Genomic DNA, 14,512 nt, shown 5'->3' with positions numbered 1-14,512 from the left:
CGTGAGGGTCGGTCCCTTGATCTTGGTTAGCGGTGGTGGGTTGTCGTTGTGGTCGTGTGGTGGCCGCTGAGCACGAAGTACAGGATCACGCCGACCACCAGGATGCCGATCAGGATCGCCAGGAAGATCTTCATCTTGCTGTACGGGCGTTCCCCGTGCACCTCGCCGGTCTGCCCGTTGACCAGGATCTGCCAGGTCTTGCCGCCGTAGAGGTAGCAGGCGATCCAGATGGGCAGCAGCATCAGCTTGAAGGTCAGCGCGGTGTAGTTGGTGTTGACGCCGTCGACCCGCTGCTCGTCACCGCCGATGTCGCGGCGGCAGTCCTCGTGGATGACCGAGGACATCCGCCGCTTGGCCTCTTCCAGGCCGGTCTCGGGCTCCACGTCGTAGCGCAGCGAGGTGAAGCCGGCCAGGTACTGCGGCGCGAACGGCGCGGCCTCGGGCAGCGGCCACGGCGCGAGCGCGTCCACCTTGGCCGGCGGCACGTTGCCCGTGTTGCCCGGCACCAGCACGTCGTCGAAGAACCGCTCGACCTGCCCGGAAACCGGGTACCAGCGGGTCCGCTGCACCTGCCGGGTCTGGGTCCGGCCGTCCGAGTCGGTGTACGTCTCGGTGACGTAGTAGTGCTCGCCGCGGGCCCCGGAGTAGCTGGAGTAGGTCTGCGAGTCGTAGGTCCAGTGCGGCACATAGGTGCCGCGCGTGGACTCGGCCTCGCTGACCTTCTTCAGCGCGTTCGGCGCGAACCAGCGGGAGCTGATCCACTTGCGCAGCGCCTCCCGCATCCCGTTGCGGTCCAAGGCGAACGGCAGCACGGCCTCGGGCATGATCTGCCCGCTGGCCTGCGGGTCCATCACCAGCGGACTGCCGCAGAACTGGCACTGGGTCGCCGTGTCGTTGCTCTGGGTCTGCGCGGCGCAGCGCTGGCACACGTAGACGTAGGCGGCCAGCTGCGCCACCGGCTTGCGCGGCAACGTGGCCAGCTCGGCTAAGTCGTGCTCCTGCACCTGCTGGTCGCCGTGGCTGATCTGCTGCTCGTACCCGCAGTACGGGCAGCGCATGGCGGTCGTGCCGGGCGCGAACTCGACGCGCGCGCCACAGCCGCCACACGGGAAGGCGTTGGGGGACACGGTCCCACCCGGGCTGAAGGTCATCGGCTCAGCCCTGCGGGGGCAGCGGCGGCGGGGTGGCGCCGAACAGCGGCGTCAGCTCCGGCACCTGTGCGGCCGGCGTCCAGGCGGCCATGCCCTGGTGCCACACCAGCGACTGCGGCGTCAGCACGCCCGCGCCGACCTGCTGCTGGAGGCCGTTCTGGTCGAACGGGCCGAGCTGCTGGCCGTTCGAGCCGACGTACCACTGGGTCTGCTGCGGCAGCGGCGGCGGCGCCATCGGCGGCGGGCCCTGCTGCTGGTAGCCCTGCTGCGGATAGCCGGGCTGCTGGTACGGCTGCGGCTGCTGGTACTGCTGGCCGACCCGCTGGCCCAGCGCCATGCCGAGACCGACGCCGAGGCCCTCACCGGCGCCGCCGGGGTTCTTGGCGGCGTCGCCGATCGCGTTGGCCGTCTGGAACTGGGTGTACTGGTTCAGGTCGCCGACGATGCCCATCTGGGTGCGCTTGTCCAGCGCGGCCTCGACCTCGGGCGGCAGCGAGATGTTCTCGATGACGAACTTGGGGATGGACAGGCCGACCGAGGCCAGCTCCTGGCTCAGCACCGGGGCCAGCTTGTCGCCGATGGTGCCCTGCTGGGTGGCCAGGTCGAGCATCGGCACGCCGGCCGTGGCCAGCGCGGTGCCCAGCCGGCTGACGATGATGCTCTTGATGTACTCGCCGACCTCTTCGGTGCGGAACTGCGGGTCGGTGCCGGCCAGCTCGCGCAGCAGGGCCGGCGGGTCGACCACCCGGACCGAGAAGCCGCCGAAGGCGCGCAGCCGGACCATGCCGAACTCCGGGTCGCGCAGGATGACCGGGTTCTGCGTGCCCCACTTGAAGTCGGTGAACTGCCGGGTGTTGACGAAATACACCTCGGCCTTGAACGGCGAGTTGAAGCCGTACTTCCAGCCCTTGATCGTGGACAGGATGGGCATGTTCTGCGTCTGCAGGGTGTACATGCCGGGCGGGAACGCGTCGGCGATCTGCCCCTCGTTGACGAACACGGCCGCCTGCGACTCGCGCACCGTCAGCTTCGCGTTCATCTTGATCTCGTTGTCGTAGCGGGGGAACCGCCAGACAATGGTGTCCCGACTGTCGTCGGTCCACTCGATGATGTCGATGAACTCGCCCTTGATCTTGTCGATCAAGCCCATGGGTAACCCCCGTCTTCGCTACCGGCCCCCGCCGACGCGTGACCCTACCAATGCCGATCAGTCGTCGTCCCGCGAAGCGGCGTTTCGCGTGGCCCGCGCCGTCCACCGGACGCTGGTCACCTGCGGCTCCATGCTCAGCCGGGACACCGCCGACTCCATCTGCTTGTCGTCACGGCTCTCGGTCAGCAGGTCGGCGCGCACTTCGACGTAACCGTCAACGGAGCTGTTACGACTGGACACGGACTGAAGTTGGAACGAAGTGCCGGTCATCGATTGCACCAGGAGTGCCCTTATGTGCGCCTCTGCGTCATCCTTCGTGACGGCCATGAAGGTGTATGCGGTCGTCGTCTCCTCGCCGGACGCCGGCCTGCGGTCGACGGCGCGGCCGACCCAGCGCAGCACCACGTTGGCCACCAGCACCACGACCGTGCCGGCGACCGCCGGCTGGTACAGGCCGGCCCCGGCCAGTGCGCCGACCGCGGCCGAGCACCACAGCGTGGCCGCGGTGTTGAGGCCGCGCACGTTCAGGCCGTCGCGCATGATCACGCCGGCGCCGAGGAAGCCGATGCCGGACACGATCTGCGCGGCGACCCGGGTCGGGTCGGCGCTGGCGTGCCCGGGCACGGTGTCGAAGCCGTAACCGGACAGCAGCACGAAAAGCGTGGCGCCGGCGGCCACCAGCGCGTTGGTCCGCAGGCCGGCCATCCGGGCCCGGTACTGGCGCTCGAAGCCGATGGCGGCGCCGAGGCCGACGCCGGCCAGCAGGCGCAGCGACATGTCAAGGGTGTTCACGAGAATGCCTCACAACCAGGTGGCGAACTTGCGGACGTAGCCGGTTTTCACGGCCTGCACGAGCGCGCAGTAGCCCACGATTATGGCGGCCAGCCACAGGAAATACGTGGCCGGCAGCTGGACAAGGCCGAACAGCCCGGTGAACGGCAGCAGCAGTCCGACCACGGCCGTCAGCACGGTCGCGACGATCACCGGCCGGCTGGCCCGCGACCGCCGCTGGGTGCGGATGACGTGCACGATCAGCAGCTGGGACAGCAGGCCTTCGACGAACCAGCCGGTACGGAAGGTGGCCGGGTCGTAGTGGCGCATGGCGGCGAACAGGACGAGGTCGAACACGGAGCTGAGCGGGCCGACCAGCAGCATGAACCGGGCGAGGTCGCCGCCGGCCCACTTGCGAGGAGAGCTCACCTGCTCACGATCCACGCCATCCCACGGGATCGCCAGTTGAGCGAGATCGTAGGCCAGGTTCTGGACGAGCAGCTGCACCGGCAGCATCGGCAGGAACGGCAGGAAGACGGCGGCCGCCAGCACACTGAGCACGTTGCCGAAGTTGGAGCTGGCCGTCAGCTTGACGTACTTCATCGTGTTGGCGAACGTCCGCCGCCCGGCCAGCACGCCCTGGGCCAGCACGGTGAGATCCTTGCGCAGCAGGATGACCTCGGCCGTGTCGCGGGCCACCGGCAGCGCGGTGCCGACGGAGATCGCCAGGTCGGCCTCGCGCAGCGCGGCGGCGTCGTTCACGCCGTCGCCGAGGAAGCCGACCGTGTGGTTCTTTCGCAGCTCGCGGACGATCTCGGCCTTGCGGGCCGGTGTCGCCTTCGCGTGCACGACAGCGTCCGGGATGCCGATGTCCCGGCACACCTTGCGCGCCACCGCCTCGTTGTCGCCCGTGACGACGACGATCTCGATGCCGAGCTCGCGCAGCTGTCGCACGGCTTGCGCGGCCGACTTCTTCGGCGGGTCTTGGAAGAAGAGGTGGCCGATCAGCTCGGCACCGTCCTCATCGGACAGCTGGTAGATCTCCCGGCCCTCGATCTCCTTGCACCACAAGCCGAGCACCCTCGTGCCGTGCAAGGCGGCCTCGTGGTCGATCGCGCCCTTGGTGACCAGCAGGTGCCGGCCGTCGGTGTCGCGGACGATCACCGACATGCGGCGGCGCTTGTGGTCGAACGGCAGCTCGTCGACCAGCCGGTACCGGGCCTCGAGGAGCAGCCGGTGATCGGGCTCGACGGCGTCGATCACCGCCCGGTCGAAGGGATTGCGCAGGCCAGCTTGCAAGGCGGAGTTGACGTACGCCAGCTCCAGCGTGCGCTCGTCGGTCGGCTCCAGCACGATCCGGTCGTCGGTCAGCGTGCCGGTCTTGTCCACACACAGCACGTCCAGCTGTCCGAACTCGTGCACGGCCCGCAGCTGCTTCACGATCACCTGTTGGCGGGACAGGTCGACCGCGCCCTTGGCCAGGTTGGCGGCGACGATCACCGGCAGCATCTCCGGCGTCAGGCCGACAGCGACCGCCACCGCGAACAGCGCCGCCTCGGACCAGTCGCCGTGCACAAGGCCGCTGACGGCCAGCACGATCGGCGCCAGCACCAGCGTGAACCGGATCAGCGTCCAGCTCACCGACCGCATGCCGGCGTCGGCGTCACGGTCCACATGCGTCATGCGCTCGGCGATGGACCCCAGGTACGTCTCCGCGCCGGTGCCGACCACGACGGCCGTGGCCGAGCCGCCGACCACTGTGGACCCGAGGAAGCAGAACACCGGCGAGTCCAGCACGTTGCCGGCGACCCGGTCGGTCGTCACGGTCTTGCGGACCGGCAGCGACTCCCCGGACAGCGTGGCCTGCTCGACCACGAGGTCGTGCGCGACGAGCAGCCGGCAGTCGGCCGGCACCAGGTCGCCGGCCTTGAGGTGCACGATGTCGCCCGGTACCAGCAGCTCCACCGGCAGCTCGTTGGTCACGGAGCCCAGCGGGTCGGCGAACCGGCGCGGCGATCGACTGCTGCGCTTCGCGACGGTCGCGGTGGTGGCGACCAGCGCCCGCAAACGTTTGGCGGCCAGGTCGGAGCGGTATTCCTGGGCGAACCGCAGCAGCACGCTGACCAGCACCATCACCCCGACGGTGAGGGCGCCGGCCAGGTTGGCGGTCAGCGCCAGCACAAGGTCGAGGCCCAGCAGCAGGCCGACGAACGGGCTGCGCAGGCAGCGCAGCAGCCGCGTCGTCCAGTGCGGGCCGTCCGCGCCGGCGACGCGGTTGCGGCCGTGTCGGGCCAGGCGGGCGTTGCGTTCGAGGGACGTGAGGCCGGCCGGGCTGACGCCGAGGTGGCGGATCAGCGTGTCGGCGTCCATCGCGGACAGTTCGGTGAGCGTCGCGGCGACGGCGTGCGTCGTCCTGGTCATGAGGAGACTCCCAGCGCGCGTGGGCGAAGGCCACGCCGGCACGGGGTCAGTGCATGGGCGCGGCCGCGGAACTGCGACTACTTCCGTCGCTACTCACGCGACCACCTCCTCTCGTCACCGTCGGTCATGGTACCGGTCCGTCGCCGCTACCTGCGCATTCTTGTCAACGCCTTGACAGTGAGCGCAGTCACGGTCATGGTGAGAGCGCTCTCACCCGTTGGCGCGTGCTGTCGAGGAGGACGACGATGGGTAGAAGCCGGACGGTCGCCGCCACCGCCGACGGCTGCTGGGACACCTTCGCCGGCTTCGGCCGGCCGGCCTACCGGTTCCCGGTGGCCTGGGCGGGTGTGCAGCCCGACGGCCGCGGCGCGGTGCCGCGCGCGTGCCTCGCGTACTACGACCGGCTGGTCGACCGCCTGCTCGACAAGGGCGTCACCCCGATCGCCACGCTCCACCAGTGGGACCTGCCGCAGTCGCTGGACGAGGCCGGCGGCTGGACGAACCGTGAGACGGCCCTCCGGTTCGCCGAATACACCACGGCCGTGCACGCAGCGCTGGGCGACCGTGTGCGGCTGTGGACCACTCTCGACGAGCCGTCGCGCGCCGCGTTCCTCGGCCACGCGCACGACGCCGTCGCCGCGCTGCGCGCGGCGCACCACCTCCTGCTGGGCCACGGCCTCGCCGTCGCCGCCATTCGCGAGCGTGCCCCCGAGCACGAGGTGTCCATCGTCCTCAACCTGACGACCGTGCTCGTCGACCGGGACGACCGCGCGCACACCGCTGCCTTCCGCCGTGTCGACGGCCTGCGCAACCGCTTCTTCCTGGACCCGCTGTTCGACCGCGGCTACCCCGTCGACGTGCTGCGCGACACCGCCTGGCTCGGGGCGTGGGACGACGTCGTGCTGGACGGCGACCTGGCGGCGATCGCCGAGCCCGTCAACTGGTACGGCGTTACCTACTACGGGCCCACGCACGTCGCCCCGACCGAGGACCCGTTCGCCGTCACCGGCAGCGGCCATCCCGGCCTTCGCGGCGTACGGCTGCTGGCCCCGCAGTTCGGGGAAACGGTCGGCGAGTCCTTCGCCGAGCTCATGCTGCGGCTCAGCATCGACTACCCCGAGCTGCCGCTGATGGTCACCGAGGCCACCGTCCGCCACCCGGCAGCCGTCGCCGTCTGAACCCCCGCGAGTCCCGCCCACAGTCACACCGAATGCGTGAAACGGATTCACGCATTTCGGTGTGACGCTGAGCGGGACTCGCGGGGGTTAGGCGGAGTGGCGGTGGATCAGCTCGACCGGCAGGAGCTGGTGGCGCTGGCGGGGCTCCTCGCCGCGGATGAGCGAGTACAGCCGGTCCACCATGGCCTGCACCTGCCGGCCGATGTCCTGGCGGACCGAGGTCAGCGGCGGGTCGGTGTGCGGGGCGACCGACTCGTCGTCATCGAAGCCGACCACGGCGACGTCCTGGGGAATCCGCTTTCCGGCGGCGCGCAGCGCGGTCATCGCGCCGGCGGCCATCAGGTCGTTGGCCGCGAACACGCCGTCCAGGTCGGGCACCCGGGCCAGCAGCGTGGTCATCGCCCGCTCGCCGCCCTCGCGGCTGAAGAACCCGCCTTCGGTGATCCGGGCCAGGCGGTCGTCGTCGGCCCCGGTGGCGGCGCGGAAACCGGCCAGCCGATCGGTGGCGGCCAGCTCGTCGTTCGGGCCGGTGATGCTGACGATCTGCCGGCAGCCGCGCTCGGCCAGGTACCGGGTGGCCGTGGCGGCGCCGTTCTCGTTGTCGTTGTCCACGGTGTGCAGCCCGCGCAGCGAGCCCCACGGCCGGCCGCCGAACACCACCGGCAGCGACAGCTTGCGCACCGAGGTGGGCAGCGGGTCGTCCTGGTGCGGGGTGAACAGCAGCGCCCCGTCGACGTGCCCGCCGGCCAGGAAACGCTGCGCCCGCAGCTGGTCCTCGGGCGTGTGCACCAGAACCAGCACCATCTGCGAGTCACGGGCGCCCAGCGCCACCGCCGAGTACTTCACCAGTCCGGCGAAGTGCGGGTCGTTGAAGATCTTGGGCTGCGGCTCGGAGATCAGCACCGCCACCGCGCCGGTGCGCCGCGTGACGAGCGTGCGGGCCGCCTGGTTGGGCTGGTAGCCCAGTTCCGACACGGCCGAGTTGACCGACTCCAGCGCGGCCGGGCTCACCTTCGGGGAACCGTTGAGCACCCGGGACGCGGTCGCCCTGGACACACCGGCCCTGGCCGCCACGTCCTCCAAGGTGGGGCGGGCGTTAGGACGCTGCACGACCACGGTTGCTCCTCACGGGCCGCCACGGAACTGGCGGCTTTCGTCAAGAAGCTTAACGCGCAAGACGGTCCGTGGAAGCGCTCACACGCCCAACTGAACCGGTTCGGTAAACGATTGCCGCCACGATCAGCGATCCCGTTCCGACGGACCGTCGCCACTCGGACGAGTGACTCAGCACCAGAGCCAGTGACAGGTCGTGGTGGTCGGGATGGGCAGCCCCGGCTGGGTCGTGGTTGTCGTCGCCGGTGGGTTGTTCTTCGTCGTGGTCGGCGGAGCGTTCTTCGTGGTGCTCCGCGGATGCGACTCCGTGTCATCGGCCGAGGTCGTGGTGGTCGAGGACGACGTGGTCGACGACGGGGTGACCGTGACGACCAGGGTGGACACCTGAGTGCTCACCGTGGCCGGCACGGACGACACCGTCGACGGCGGCGTGGCCGCGTTCGCGTCCAGCTCGTGCAGATAGGCGCCGAGTAACACACCGACGATGGCCGAGGCGCCGACCGCGCAGGCCGACGACGCCACCAACGCGCGTACCACCGATCCTCCTTGCACCCCAGGGTTGAGCCGACTGTGCGCCGAGCGGAGTTACCGCTTGGTACGTCACGACTCTCCATAAGCTAGTCGGCCGGTCAAGTCCTGGGCTGAAGGGCTCAGGCCGTCGCCTGGTCCACGAACTCGGTGGTGTACGTCTCAGTGAGCCGGACGCTGTCCTTCTTGCCCTTGACGTTGGGGGAGAACTGGCTCAGCACGGTCAGCACGTTCTCCGCCCCGGCCGAGGGCATCTTGCCATCCGAGTTGAACATCGACTTGGTGTCGCCGACGGCCTTCTCGTACAGCGCCTTGTTGTTGCCCGCGTAGTCGGCCGGCATCTTGGCCGCGATCTCGGCCCCGGAGTGCGACGCGATGAACTTGAGCGTCTTGACCAGGGCGTTGGCCAGCTTCTGCACGGCCGGCTTGTGCGCCTTGACGTAGTCGCAGGTCATGTACAGCGAGCTGGCCGGGTAGAGGCCGCCCAGCGCCGCCTTCGTGCCCTCCTCGGTGCGCATGTCCAGCAGCACCTTGCCCTTGCCGGTGGACACCAGCTGGGCCACGGTCGGGTCCGTTGTCATGCCGGCGTCAATTTGGCCGTTTTCCAGCGAGGCGACAAAAGTGCTGCCGGCCCCGGCCTTCACCTCGGTGTAGTCGGTGCCGGCCTTGAGCCCGTGCTGCTGGCCCAGGTACTGGGTGAGGAAGTCGGTGGAGGAGCCCAGATCGGTCACGCCCAGCTTGCGCCCCTTGAAGTCGGCCGCCGACTTGATCGTGTCGGCCTTGGTCGGCGACACCATCTCCACCTCGCCCGGGATGTTGGCCAGCTGCACCACGCTCTCCAGGCACTTGCCCTTGGTCTGCAGGTCGATCGTGTGGTCGTAGAAGCCGACGACGCCCTGCACGTCCCCGGAGATCAGCGAGTTCTCCGCGCTCACGCCGGCCTGCTGCGTGGCCAGGTCGACGTCGATGCCCTGCTCCTTGAAGTAGCCGAGCTGGTCGGCCAGCTTGGCCGGCAGGTAGATGACCTTGTCGATGCCGCCGACCATGATCCGGACGTGGTCGGTGCCACCGGCACTCGCCGTGTCGGTGCGGGAGTCGCGGCAGGCGGCCAGGCCGAGCACCGTGACCGCGGCCAGCACCAGCGTGACAGGGGTACGCAGGTTCATCGGATCTCCTTTGTGGATACCCCGTGCCCTCGGCCGGGGAGGAAACGAAGCGCCTGCGGAGCAGGGCAGGAAAAGGCGAATTGCCTTCAGATTGGTTGTCGGGAACTACTCGCGAGGGTTTGGCGGCCCGGGGGTTACTGTGTGAAGCGTGTCCAGCCCCGTGAAGCGGGCCTTCAAGTACCGCTTCTATCCGACCGAGGCGCAGGCAGCCGAGCTGTCGCGCACGTTCGGGTGCGTGCGCAAGGTCTACAACCTGGCGCTGGCCGTGCGTACCGAGGCGTGGACGCTGAGACGAGAGCGGGTGAACTACAACCGCACCTCCGCGTTGCTCACCGAGTGGAAGAGGACCGAGGAACTCGCCTATCTCAACGCCATTTCGTCGGTCCCGCTCCAACAGTGCTTGCGGCACCTGGACAGCGCCTTCACCAACTTCTTCGCCAGGCGAGCCAGGTATCCACGCTTCAAGTCGAAGAAGAGGTCCCGCGGGGCCGCGGAGTACACGTCCAGCGCGTTCCGTTTCCGTGACGGCACGCTCACCCTGGCCAAGATGGTCGAACCCTTGCGCGTCGTGTGGTCGCGTCCGCTGCCACCGGGCGTCAAGCCCACCACCGTGACGGTGAGCCAGGACGCGGCCGGCCGGTGGTTCGTGTCCCTGCGGTGTACGGACCCGTCGGTGGCGCCGTTGCCCGCCATCGATACGGCGGTCGGTGTGGATGTTGGCCTCGACCACCTGCTGACGCTGTCCACCGGGGACAAGATCGCCAATCCGAGATACGAGCTGCGTGATCGTGCCCGTCTGGCGAAGGCTCAGCGAGCGCTGTCCCGCAAGGCCGATGGGGACGGCGCGAACCGGGCCAAGGCCAGGCGCCGGGTCGCTCGCATCCAGGCTCGCGTCACCGACCGAAGGCGGGACCACCTCCACAAGATCACCACTCGACTCGTTCGTGAAAACCAAACGATCGTTGTCGAGGACTTGAACGTGGCCGGAATGCTGCACAACGGCAGACTGGCCCGGGCGATCTCCGATGCCGCGTGGTCGGAGTTTCGAAGCATGCTGACGTACAAGGCCCTGTGGTACGGCCGTGAGGTGATCGCGGTCGATCGCTGGTTTCCGTCCTCCAAGCGGTGTTCGGTGTGCGGCGGCGTGCGAACCGAGATGCCGCTGCGCGTTCGTGCTTGGACGTGTGGTTGTGGCGCGACCCATGACCGGGACGTGAACGCGGCGCGAAACATTCTGGCCGCCGGGCTGGCGGTGTCGGCCTGTGGAGCCGGTATAAGACCTCATCGGAATTCTCCGGGCGGGCAGTCGGCGGTGAAACAGGAAGCCCTTCGGCGTGAGCTGTGGGAATCCCCTTCGCATTCAAGGGGAGAGGTCAAATCTGGGCTCCTTGCTCGTGCGCCGCGGCCGGCCGCCACTTCAGCAGCCGCTTCTCGAGTGCGGTGAGGATCGCCTCGGCCAGCAGGGCCAGCACGGTGATGACGATCATGCCGGCGTAGATGCCGGGGGTGTCGAAGTTGCCCTGGGAGCGGGCGATCAGCAGGCCGAGGCCGGTTTCCGCGCCGACGACCTCGCCGACGACCGCGCCGATCAGGGCGAAGCCGAAGGCCGAGTGCAGTGAGGCCAGGATCCAGGAGGTGGCGCTGGGCAGGACGATCGTGGTCAACACCTGGAGCCGGCTGGCGCCGAGCACCCGGGCGTTGTTGATCAGGTTCCGGTCCACCTCGCGCGCGCCCTGGAAGGCGTTGAAGAAGACCGCGAAGAACACCAGGATGAACGCCGTCGCGATCTTGGACTGCATGCCGAGGCCGAACCAGATCACGAACAGCGACGCCAGCACGATGCGCGGCACCGCGTTGACCGCCTTGATGAACGGCGCGCAGATGTCCGACAGCAGCGGGCTGCGGCCGAGCAGGACACCGAGCACGATGCCGGCCAGCGCGCCGAGCAGGAAGCCGGCGACCGCCTCTTCCATGGTGGCCGCGATGTTCGTCCAGATCGAGCCCTGGCTGGTGCCGACGGTGAACCAGTCGACCAGCTTGTCCCACACCTGGCTGGGCTTGGAGTAGAAGAACGGGTCGATCCAGTAGGTGGCGGCCAGCTCCCAGCTGCCCAGCCACACCACCACCAGCGCGGCCCGGATGGACCAGATCTTGATCTTCCGGTTGCGCTGCGCCCGGGCCGCGCCGGTCAGCTCGCGGGCCGGGATCGCCTCAGCTGGCAACGACACTGCGCTCACGGGTCTTGTCCACCTCTTCCCGCAACGATTCCCAGATCTCCCGGTACACCGACTGGAACTCCGGCGTCATCCGGATCTCCTCGACCAGGCGCGGCCGCGGCAGGTGCACCTCGAAGCCGGCCTTGACCGTCGCCGGGCCGGCCGTCATGACGATCACCTTGTCCGCCAGGGCAATGGCCTCGTCCAGGTCGTGCGTGACGAACACGACCGCCGCGTTCGTGCCCGACCACAGGCGCAGCAGCTCGTCCTGCATCAGGGCCCGGGTCTGCACGTCCAGCGCGCTGAACGGCTCGTCCATCAGCAGGATCTCGGGCTCGTTGACCAGAGTCGCGGCCAGCGCCACGCGCTTGCGCATGCCGCCCGACAGCTGGTGCGGGTAGTAGCCGGCGAACTTGCCAAGGCCGACCTTGTCCACCCAGACCCGGGCCTTCTCCCGGGCCTTGGCCTTGGACAGGCCGCGGTAGCGCGGGCCGGCGGCCACGTTGTCCAGCACCGAGCGCCACGGCTGCACGGCGTCGTTCTGGAACATGTAGCCGATGCCGTCGGGGATGCCCAGCACCGGCTCGCCGCGGACCAGCGCGACACCGCTCGACGGCGGCTCGAGGCCGGAGACCAGGGACAGCGTGGTCGACTTGCCGCAGCCGGTCGGGCCGACCACGGCCACGAACTCGCCCGGCTGCACGGACAGGGTCAGTTCCCGGACGGCGGTGTGCACACCACCGGTCGCGCCGCGAAACCGTTTGGTCGCCGCGCGTAACTCGATGACGGGGGCGGTCGTCATTGGCCAGCTCCTTCTCTCATTGCCGCGAGACCGTAGGTGTGCGCTTCGACCTTGCGAACCCTTGTCGCGCTTGTTCGCCCATCGCGCGTTTCCCGTGTTTCGCACGTTCTGCTCACGGGGGTTCGCGGCGTAGGGTCCGGCCATGGCGCCGCCCCGCATGCGGTTCGCCCGGCAGGTGCTGCTGCTTCAGATCGGCGTGGTCGTGCTGGTCGTCGGAGTGGGGTTCGCCCTGGTCGGGTGGCTGCTCTATTCGAACCTGACCGGCCAGTACAAGGCTCAGGCCCTGGCCGTGGCCCAGTCGGTCGCGGCCAACCCCGACATCGGCGACGCGGTCGCCGCGGCCGACTCCAGCGGCCTGGTCGAGATCCGGGCCGAGGCGGTGCGGATCCGCACCGGGGCGCTGTTCGTCGTGGTCACCGACCGTAAGGGCATTCGCTACGCGCACCCCAATCCCGACGAGGTGGGTGAGCTCGTCAGCACCGACTTCACCGACGTCGTGGCCGGCAAGGAGGTGTCCAACATGGACACCGGGACGCTCGGGTACTCGGCCCGGGGCAAGGTGCCGCTGCGTGACCACACCGGGGCGATCGTCGGCGAGGTCAGCGTCGGCTTCGACGCCTCGGCCATCTGGGGCGCGTTGTTGACGGCGCTCGGGTGGTGTCTGCTGGGGTTGGCCGGCGCTTTGACGTTGGGCGTGGCCGGTTCGGCGTTGCTGAACCGGTTGTTGAAGCGGCGGACGTTGGGTCTGGAGCCGTCCGAGCTGTCGGAGTTGGTGCAGCAGCGCGAGGCCGTGCTGCACGGGATCGGCGAGGGCGTGTTGGCCGTCGATCCCGATGGTCGCGTGTCCGTGTGCAACGACGAGGCCGCCCGACTCCTTGGCAGCGCACCATCTCCGGGAACTCCGGTGTCCACTTTGGATCTGCCGGCCCGTATCGGCGAGGCCGTGGCCGAGGGATCGGCGGTGGACAACCTCATCGCCGTGGCCGGAGACCGGGTGCTGGTCGCGACCTGCCGGCCCGTGCGGAGGGACGACATCGATCTCGGCACTGTGTTGACGTTGCGGGACCGTACCGACCTGGAGACGTTGACCCGAGAGCTCGATTCCGTGCACCGGCTGACCGATGCTTTGCGGGCGCAGCAACACGAGTTCGCCAACCGTCTGCACACCTTGTCCGGGTTGTTGCAGACCGGCCACCACAACGAGGCCGTCGACTACTTGCAGGCGCTGTCCGACACTCCCGTCGTGCCGCTGGGGCCCAGCGCCGTTCCCGACCCGTACCTGCAGGCCTTCGTGTCGGCGAAAAGCGTTGCCGCCGCGGAGAAGGGCGTGACGCTGGAGGTTGGCGAGGCCAGCTGGGTGCCGGGCAAGGTGATCGCGCCCGTCGAGGTCACCACCGTGTTGGGCAACCTGGTCGACAACGCCGTCGAGGCTGCCCGCCTCGGCGCTCGCCGGCCGGCGCGGGTCGAGTTGGACCTCGTCGCCGACGGTTCGACCTTGCACGTCTCGGTCATCGACAGCGGCGACGGCGTGCCGTCACAGCTGCGGGACGTGATCTTCCTGGAGGGTGTGTCCACCAAGGACACTCCCGGCCACGGTTTGGGGCTCGCTTTGACCCGCCAGGCCGCTCGCGCCCTCGGCGGTGACGTCCGATTGGCTTCCCCGGCGACGCCGACCATGGCGCCGTCTTCGCCGCGCACCTGCCGGAGGTGTTGGCGTGATCCGGGTTCTCGTCGTCGAGGACGACTTCCGTGTGGCACAGGTCCATTCCGCTTTCACCGACCGGGTCCCCGGTTTCGTCGTCGTCGGCTCCGCCAGAACCGCCGCCGAGGCCGCGGTGATGATTGCCGACCTGTCGCCCGACTTGCTGTTGTTGGACACCTATCTGCCCGATCGCTCCGGTCTGGAGCTGCTGGCCGAGATCTCCGTCGACACCATCATGCTCACCGCCGCCTCCGACGCTTCGGCCGTTCGCGCCGCGATCCGGGCCGGGGCGTTGAACTATCTCGTCAAGCCCT

At 69.1% G+C, this 14,512-nt stretch carries 11 protein-coding genes and 2 pseudogenes; 4 read left to right on the top strand and 9 right to left on the bottom strand.

Annotated features, from left to right (window positions below):
* Positions 1–26: 26 nt before the first annotated feature.
* The 4 genes from M3Q35_RS24710 to M3Q35_RS24695 are packed head-to-tail and all read right to left on the bottom strand — an operon-like array spanning position 27 to position 5,493.
* Positions 27–1,151: a TFIIB-type zinc ribbon-containing protein gene (locus tag M3Q35_RS24710; protein ID WP_273934841.1), complete on the bottom strand. Its 1,125-nt coding sequence runs from the start codon at positions 1,149–1,151 to the stop codon at positions 27–29.
* Between the two features lie 4 nt (positions 1,152–1,155).
* Positions 1,156–2,301, bottom strand: a complete 1,146-nt coding sequence (locus M3Q35_RS24705) for an SPFH domain-containing protein (protein WP_273934839.1) — start codon at positions 2,299–2,301, stop codon at positions 1,156–1,158.
* A gap of 57 nt (positions 2,302–2,358) precedes the next feature.
* A complete protein-coding gene (locus M3Q35_RS24700) occupies positions 2,359–3,093 on the bottom strand; it encodes an MgtC/SapB family protein (RefSeq protein WP_273934838.1) in 735 nt (244 codons plus the stop codon).
* Between the two features lie 9 nt (positions 3,094–3,102).
* Positions 3,103–5,493, bottom strand: a complete 2,391-nt coding sequence (locus tag M3Q35_RS24695) for an HAD-IC family P-type ATPase (RefSeq protein WP_273934836.1) — start codon at positions 5,491–5,493, stop codon at positions 3,103–3,105.
* Positions 5,494–5,738: 245 nt separating this feature from the next.
* Here M3Q35_RS24695 and M3Q35_RS24690 point away from each other — a divergent pair, with 245 nt between their 5' ends.
* Positions 5,739–6,671, top strand: coding sequence for a family 1 glycosylhydrolase (locus tag M3Q35_RS24690; protein ID WP_273934834.1), 933 nt, complete (start codon positions 5,739–5,741; stop codon positions 6,669–6,671).
* 87 nt (positions 6,672–6,758) lie between these two features.
* Here M3Q35_RS24690 and M3Q35_RS24685 read toward each other — a convergent pair whose 3' ends face one another.
* From M3Q35_RS24685 to M3Q35_RS24675, 3 genes are all read right to left on the bottom strand, one after another.
* Positions 6,759–7,787, bottom strand: coding sequence for a LacI family DNA-binding transcriptional regulator (locus M3Q35_RS24685; protein WP_337960470.1), 1,029 nt, complete (start codon positions 7,785–7,787; stop codon positions 6,759–6,761).
* Between the two features lie 168 nt (positions 7,788–7,955).
* The gene (locus M3Q35_RS24680; protein WP_273934832.1) at positions 7,956–8,321 is read right to left on the bottom strand and encodes a hypothetical protein; all 366 of its coding nucleotides are present in this window, start codon (positions 8,319–8,321) and stop codon (positions 7,956–7,958) included.
* A 113-nt stretch (positions 8,322–8,434) separates the two neighbouring features.
* A complete protein-coding gene (locus tag M3Q35_RS24675) occupies positions 8,435–9,478 on the bottom strand; it encodes an ABC transporter substrate-binding protein (protein WP_273934829.1) in 1,044 nt (347 codons plus the stop codon).
* Positions 9,479–9,626: 148 nt separating this feature from the next.
* On the opposite strand from M3Q35_RS24675, the gene M3Q35_RS24670 reads away from it, so the two are divergent.
* Positions 9,627–10,922, top strand: a complete 1,296-nt coding sequence (locus M3Q35_RS24670; RefSeq protein WP_273934825.1) for an RNA-guided endonuclease InsQ/TnpB family protein — start codon at positions 9,627–9,629, stop codon at positions 10,920–10,922.
* Here the strand turns inward: M3Q35_RS24670 and M3Q35_RS24665 are convergent.
* Together M3Q35_RS24665 and M3Q35_RS24660 are read right to left on the bottom strand one after the other, a co-directional pair.
* On the bottom strand, positions 10,852–11,715 hold the full coding sequence (locus M3Q35_RS24665) for an ABC transporter permease (protein ID WP_379794307.1): 864 nt from the start codon (positions 11,713–11,715) through the stop codon (positions 10,852–10,854). The genes M3Q35_RS24670 and M3Q35_RS24665 overlap by 71 nt on opposite strands.
* Positions 11,690–12,496 (bottom strand): ABC transporter ATP-binding protein, encoded by an 807-nt coding sequence (locus M3Q35_RS24660; protein WP_273934823.1) that lies wholly within the window; start codon positions 12,494–12,496, stop codon positions 11,690–11,692. The genes M3Q35_RS24665 and M3Q35_RS24660 overlap by 26 nt, the downstream gene beginning before the upstream one ends.
* 142 nt (positions 12,497–12,638) lie before the next feature.
* On the opposite strand from M3Q35_RS24660, the pseudogene M3Q35_RS24655 reads away from it, so the two are divergent.
* Both M3Q35_RS24655 and M3Q35_RS24650 read left to right on the top strand, forming a co-directional pair.
* Positions 12,639–14,096, top strand: a pseudogene (locus M3Q35_RS24655) (sensor histidine kinase); the annotation flags it as partial.
* Between the two features lie 40 nt (positions 14,097–14,136).
* Positions 14,137–14,478, top strand: a pseudogene (locus M3Q35_RS24650) (response regulator); the annotation flags it as partial.
* Between the last annotated feature and the right edge of the window lie 34 nt (positions 14,479–14,512).

Origin of the sequence: Kutzneria chonburiensis, assembly GCF_028622115.1 — a bacterium.
GTDB classification, from domain to species: Bacteria; Actinomycetota; Actinomycetes; order Mycobacteriales; family Pseudonocardiaceae; genus Kutzneria; species Kutzneria chonburiensis.
Note: the sequence above shows the minus strand (reverse complement) of the source record. Positions and strands in the feature narration are given on the sequence as shown.

Excerpts from the sequence above, each read along its gene's own strand:
- M3Q35_RS24710 (WP_273934841.1), bottom strand. The coding sequence starts at position 1,151 with ATGACCTTCAGCCCGGGTGGGACCGTGTCCCCCAACGCCTTCCCGTGT.
- M3Q35_RS24705 (WP_273934839.1), bottom strand. The coding sequence starts at position 2,301 with ATGGGCTTGATCGACAAGATCAAGGGCGAGTTCATCGACATCATCGAG.
- M3Q35_RS24695 (WP_273934836.1), bottom strand. The coding sequence starts at position 5,493 with ATGACCAGGACGACGCACGCCGTCGCCGCGACGCTCACCGAACTGTCC.
- M3Q35_RS24690 (WP_273934834.1), top strand. The coding sequence starts at position 5,739 with ATGGGTAGAAGCCGGACGGTCGCCGCCACCGCCGACGGCTGCTGGGAC.
- M3Q35_RS24675 (WP_273934829.1), bottom strand. The coding sequence starts at position 9,478 with ATGAACCTGCGTACCCCTGTCACGCTGGTGCTGGCCGCGGTCACGGTG.
- M3Q35_RS24660 (WP_273934823.1), bottom strand. The coding sequence starts at position 12,496 with ATGACGACCGCCCCCGTCATCGAGTTACGCGCGGCGACCAAACGGTTT.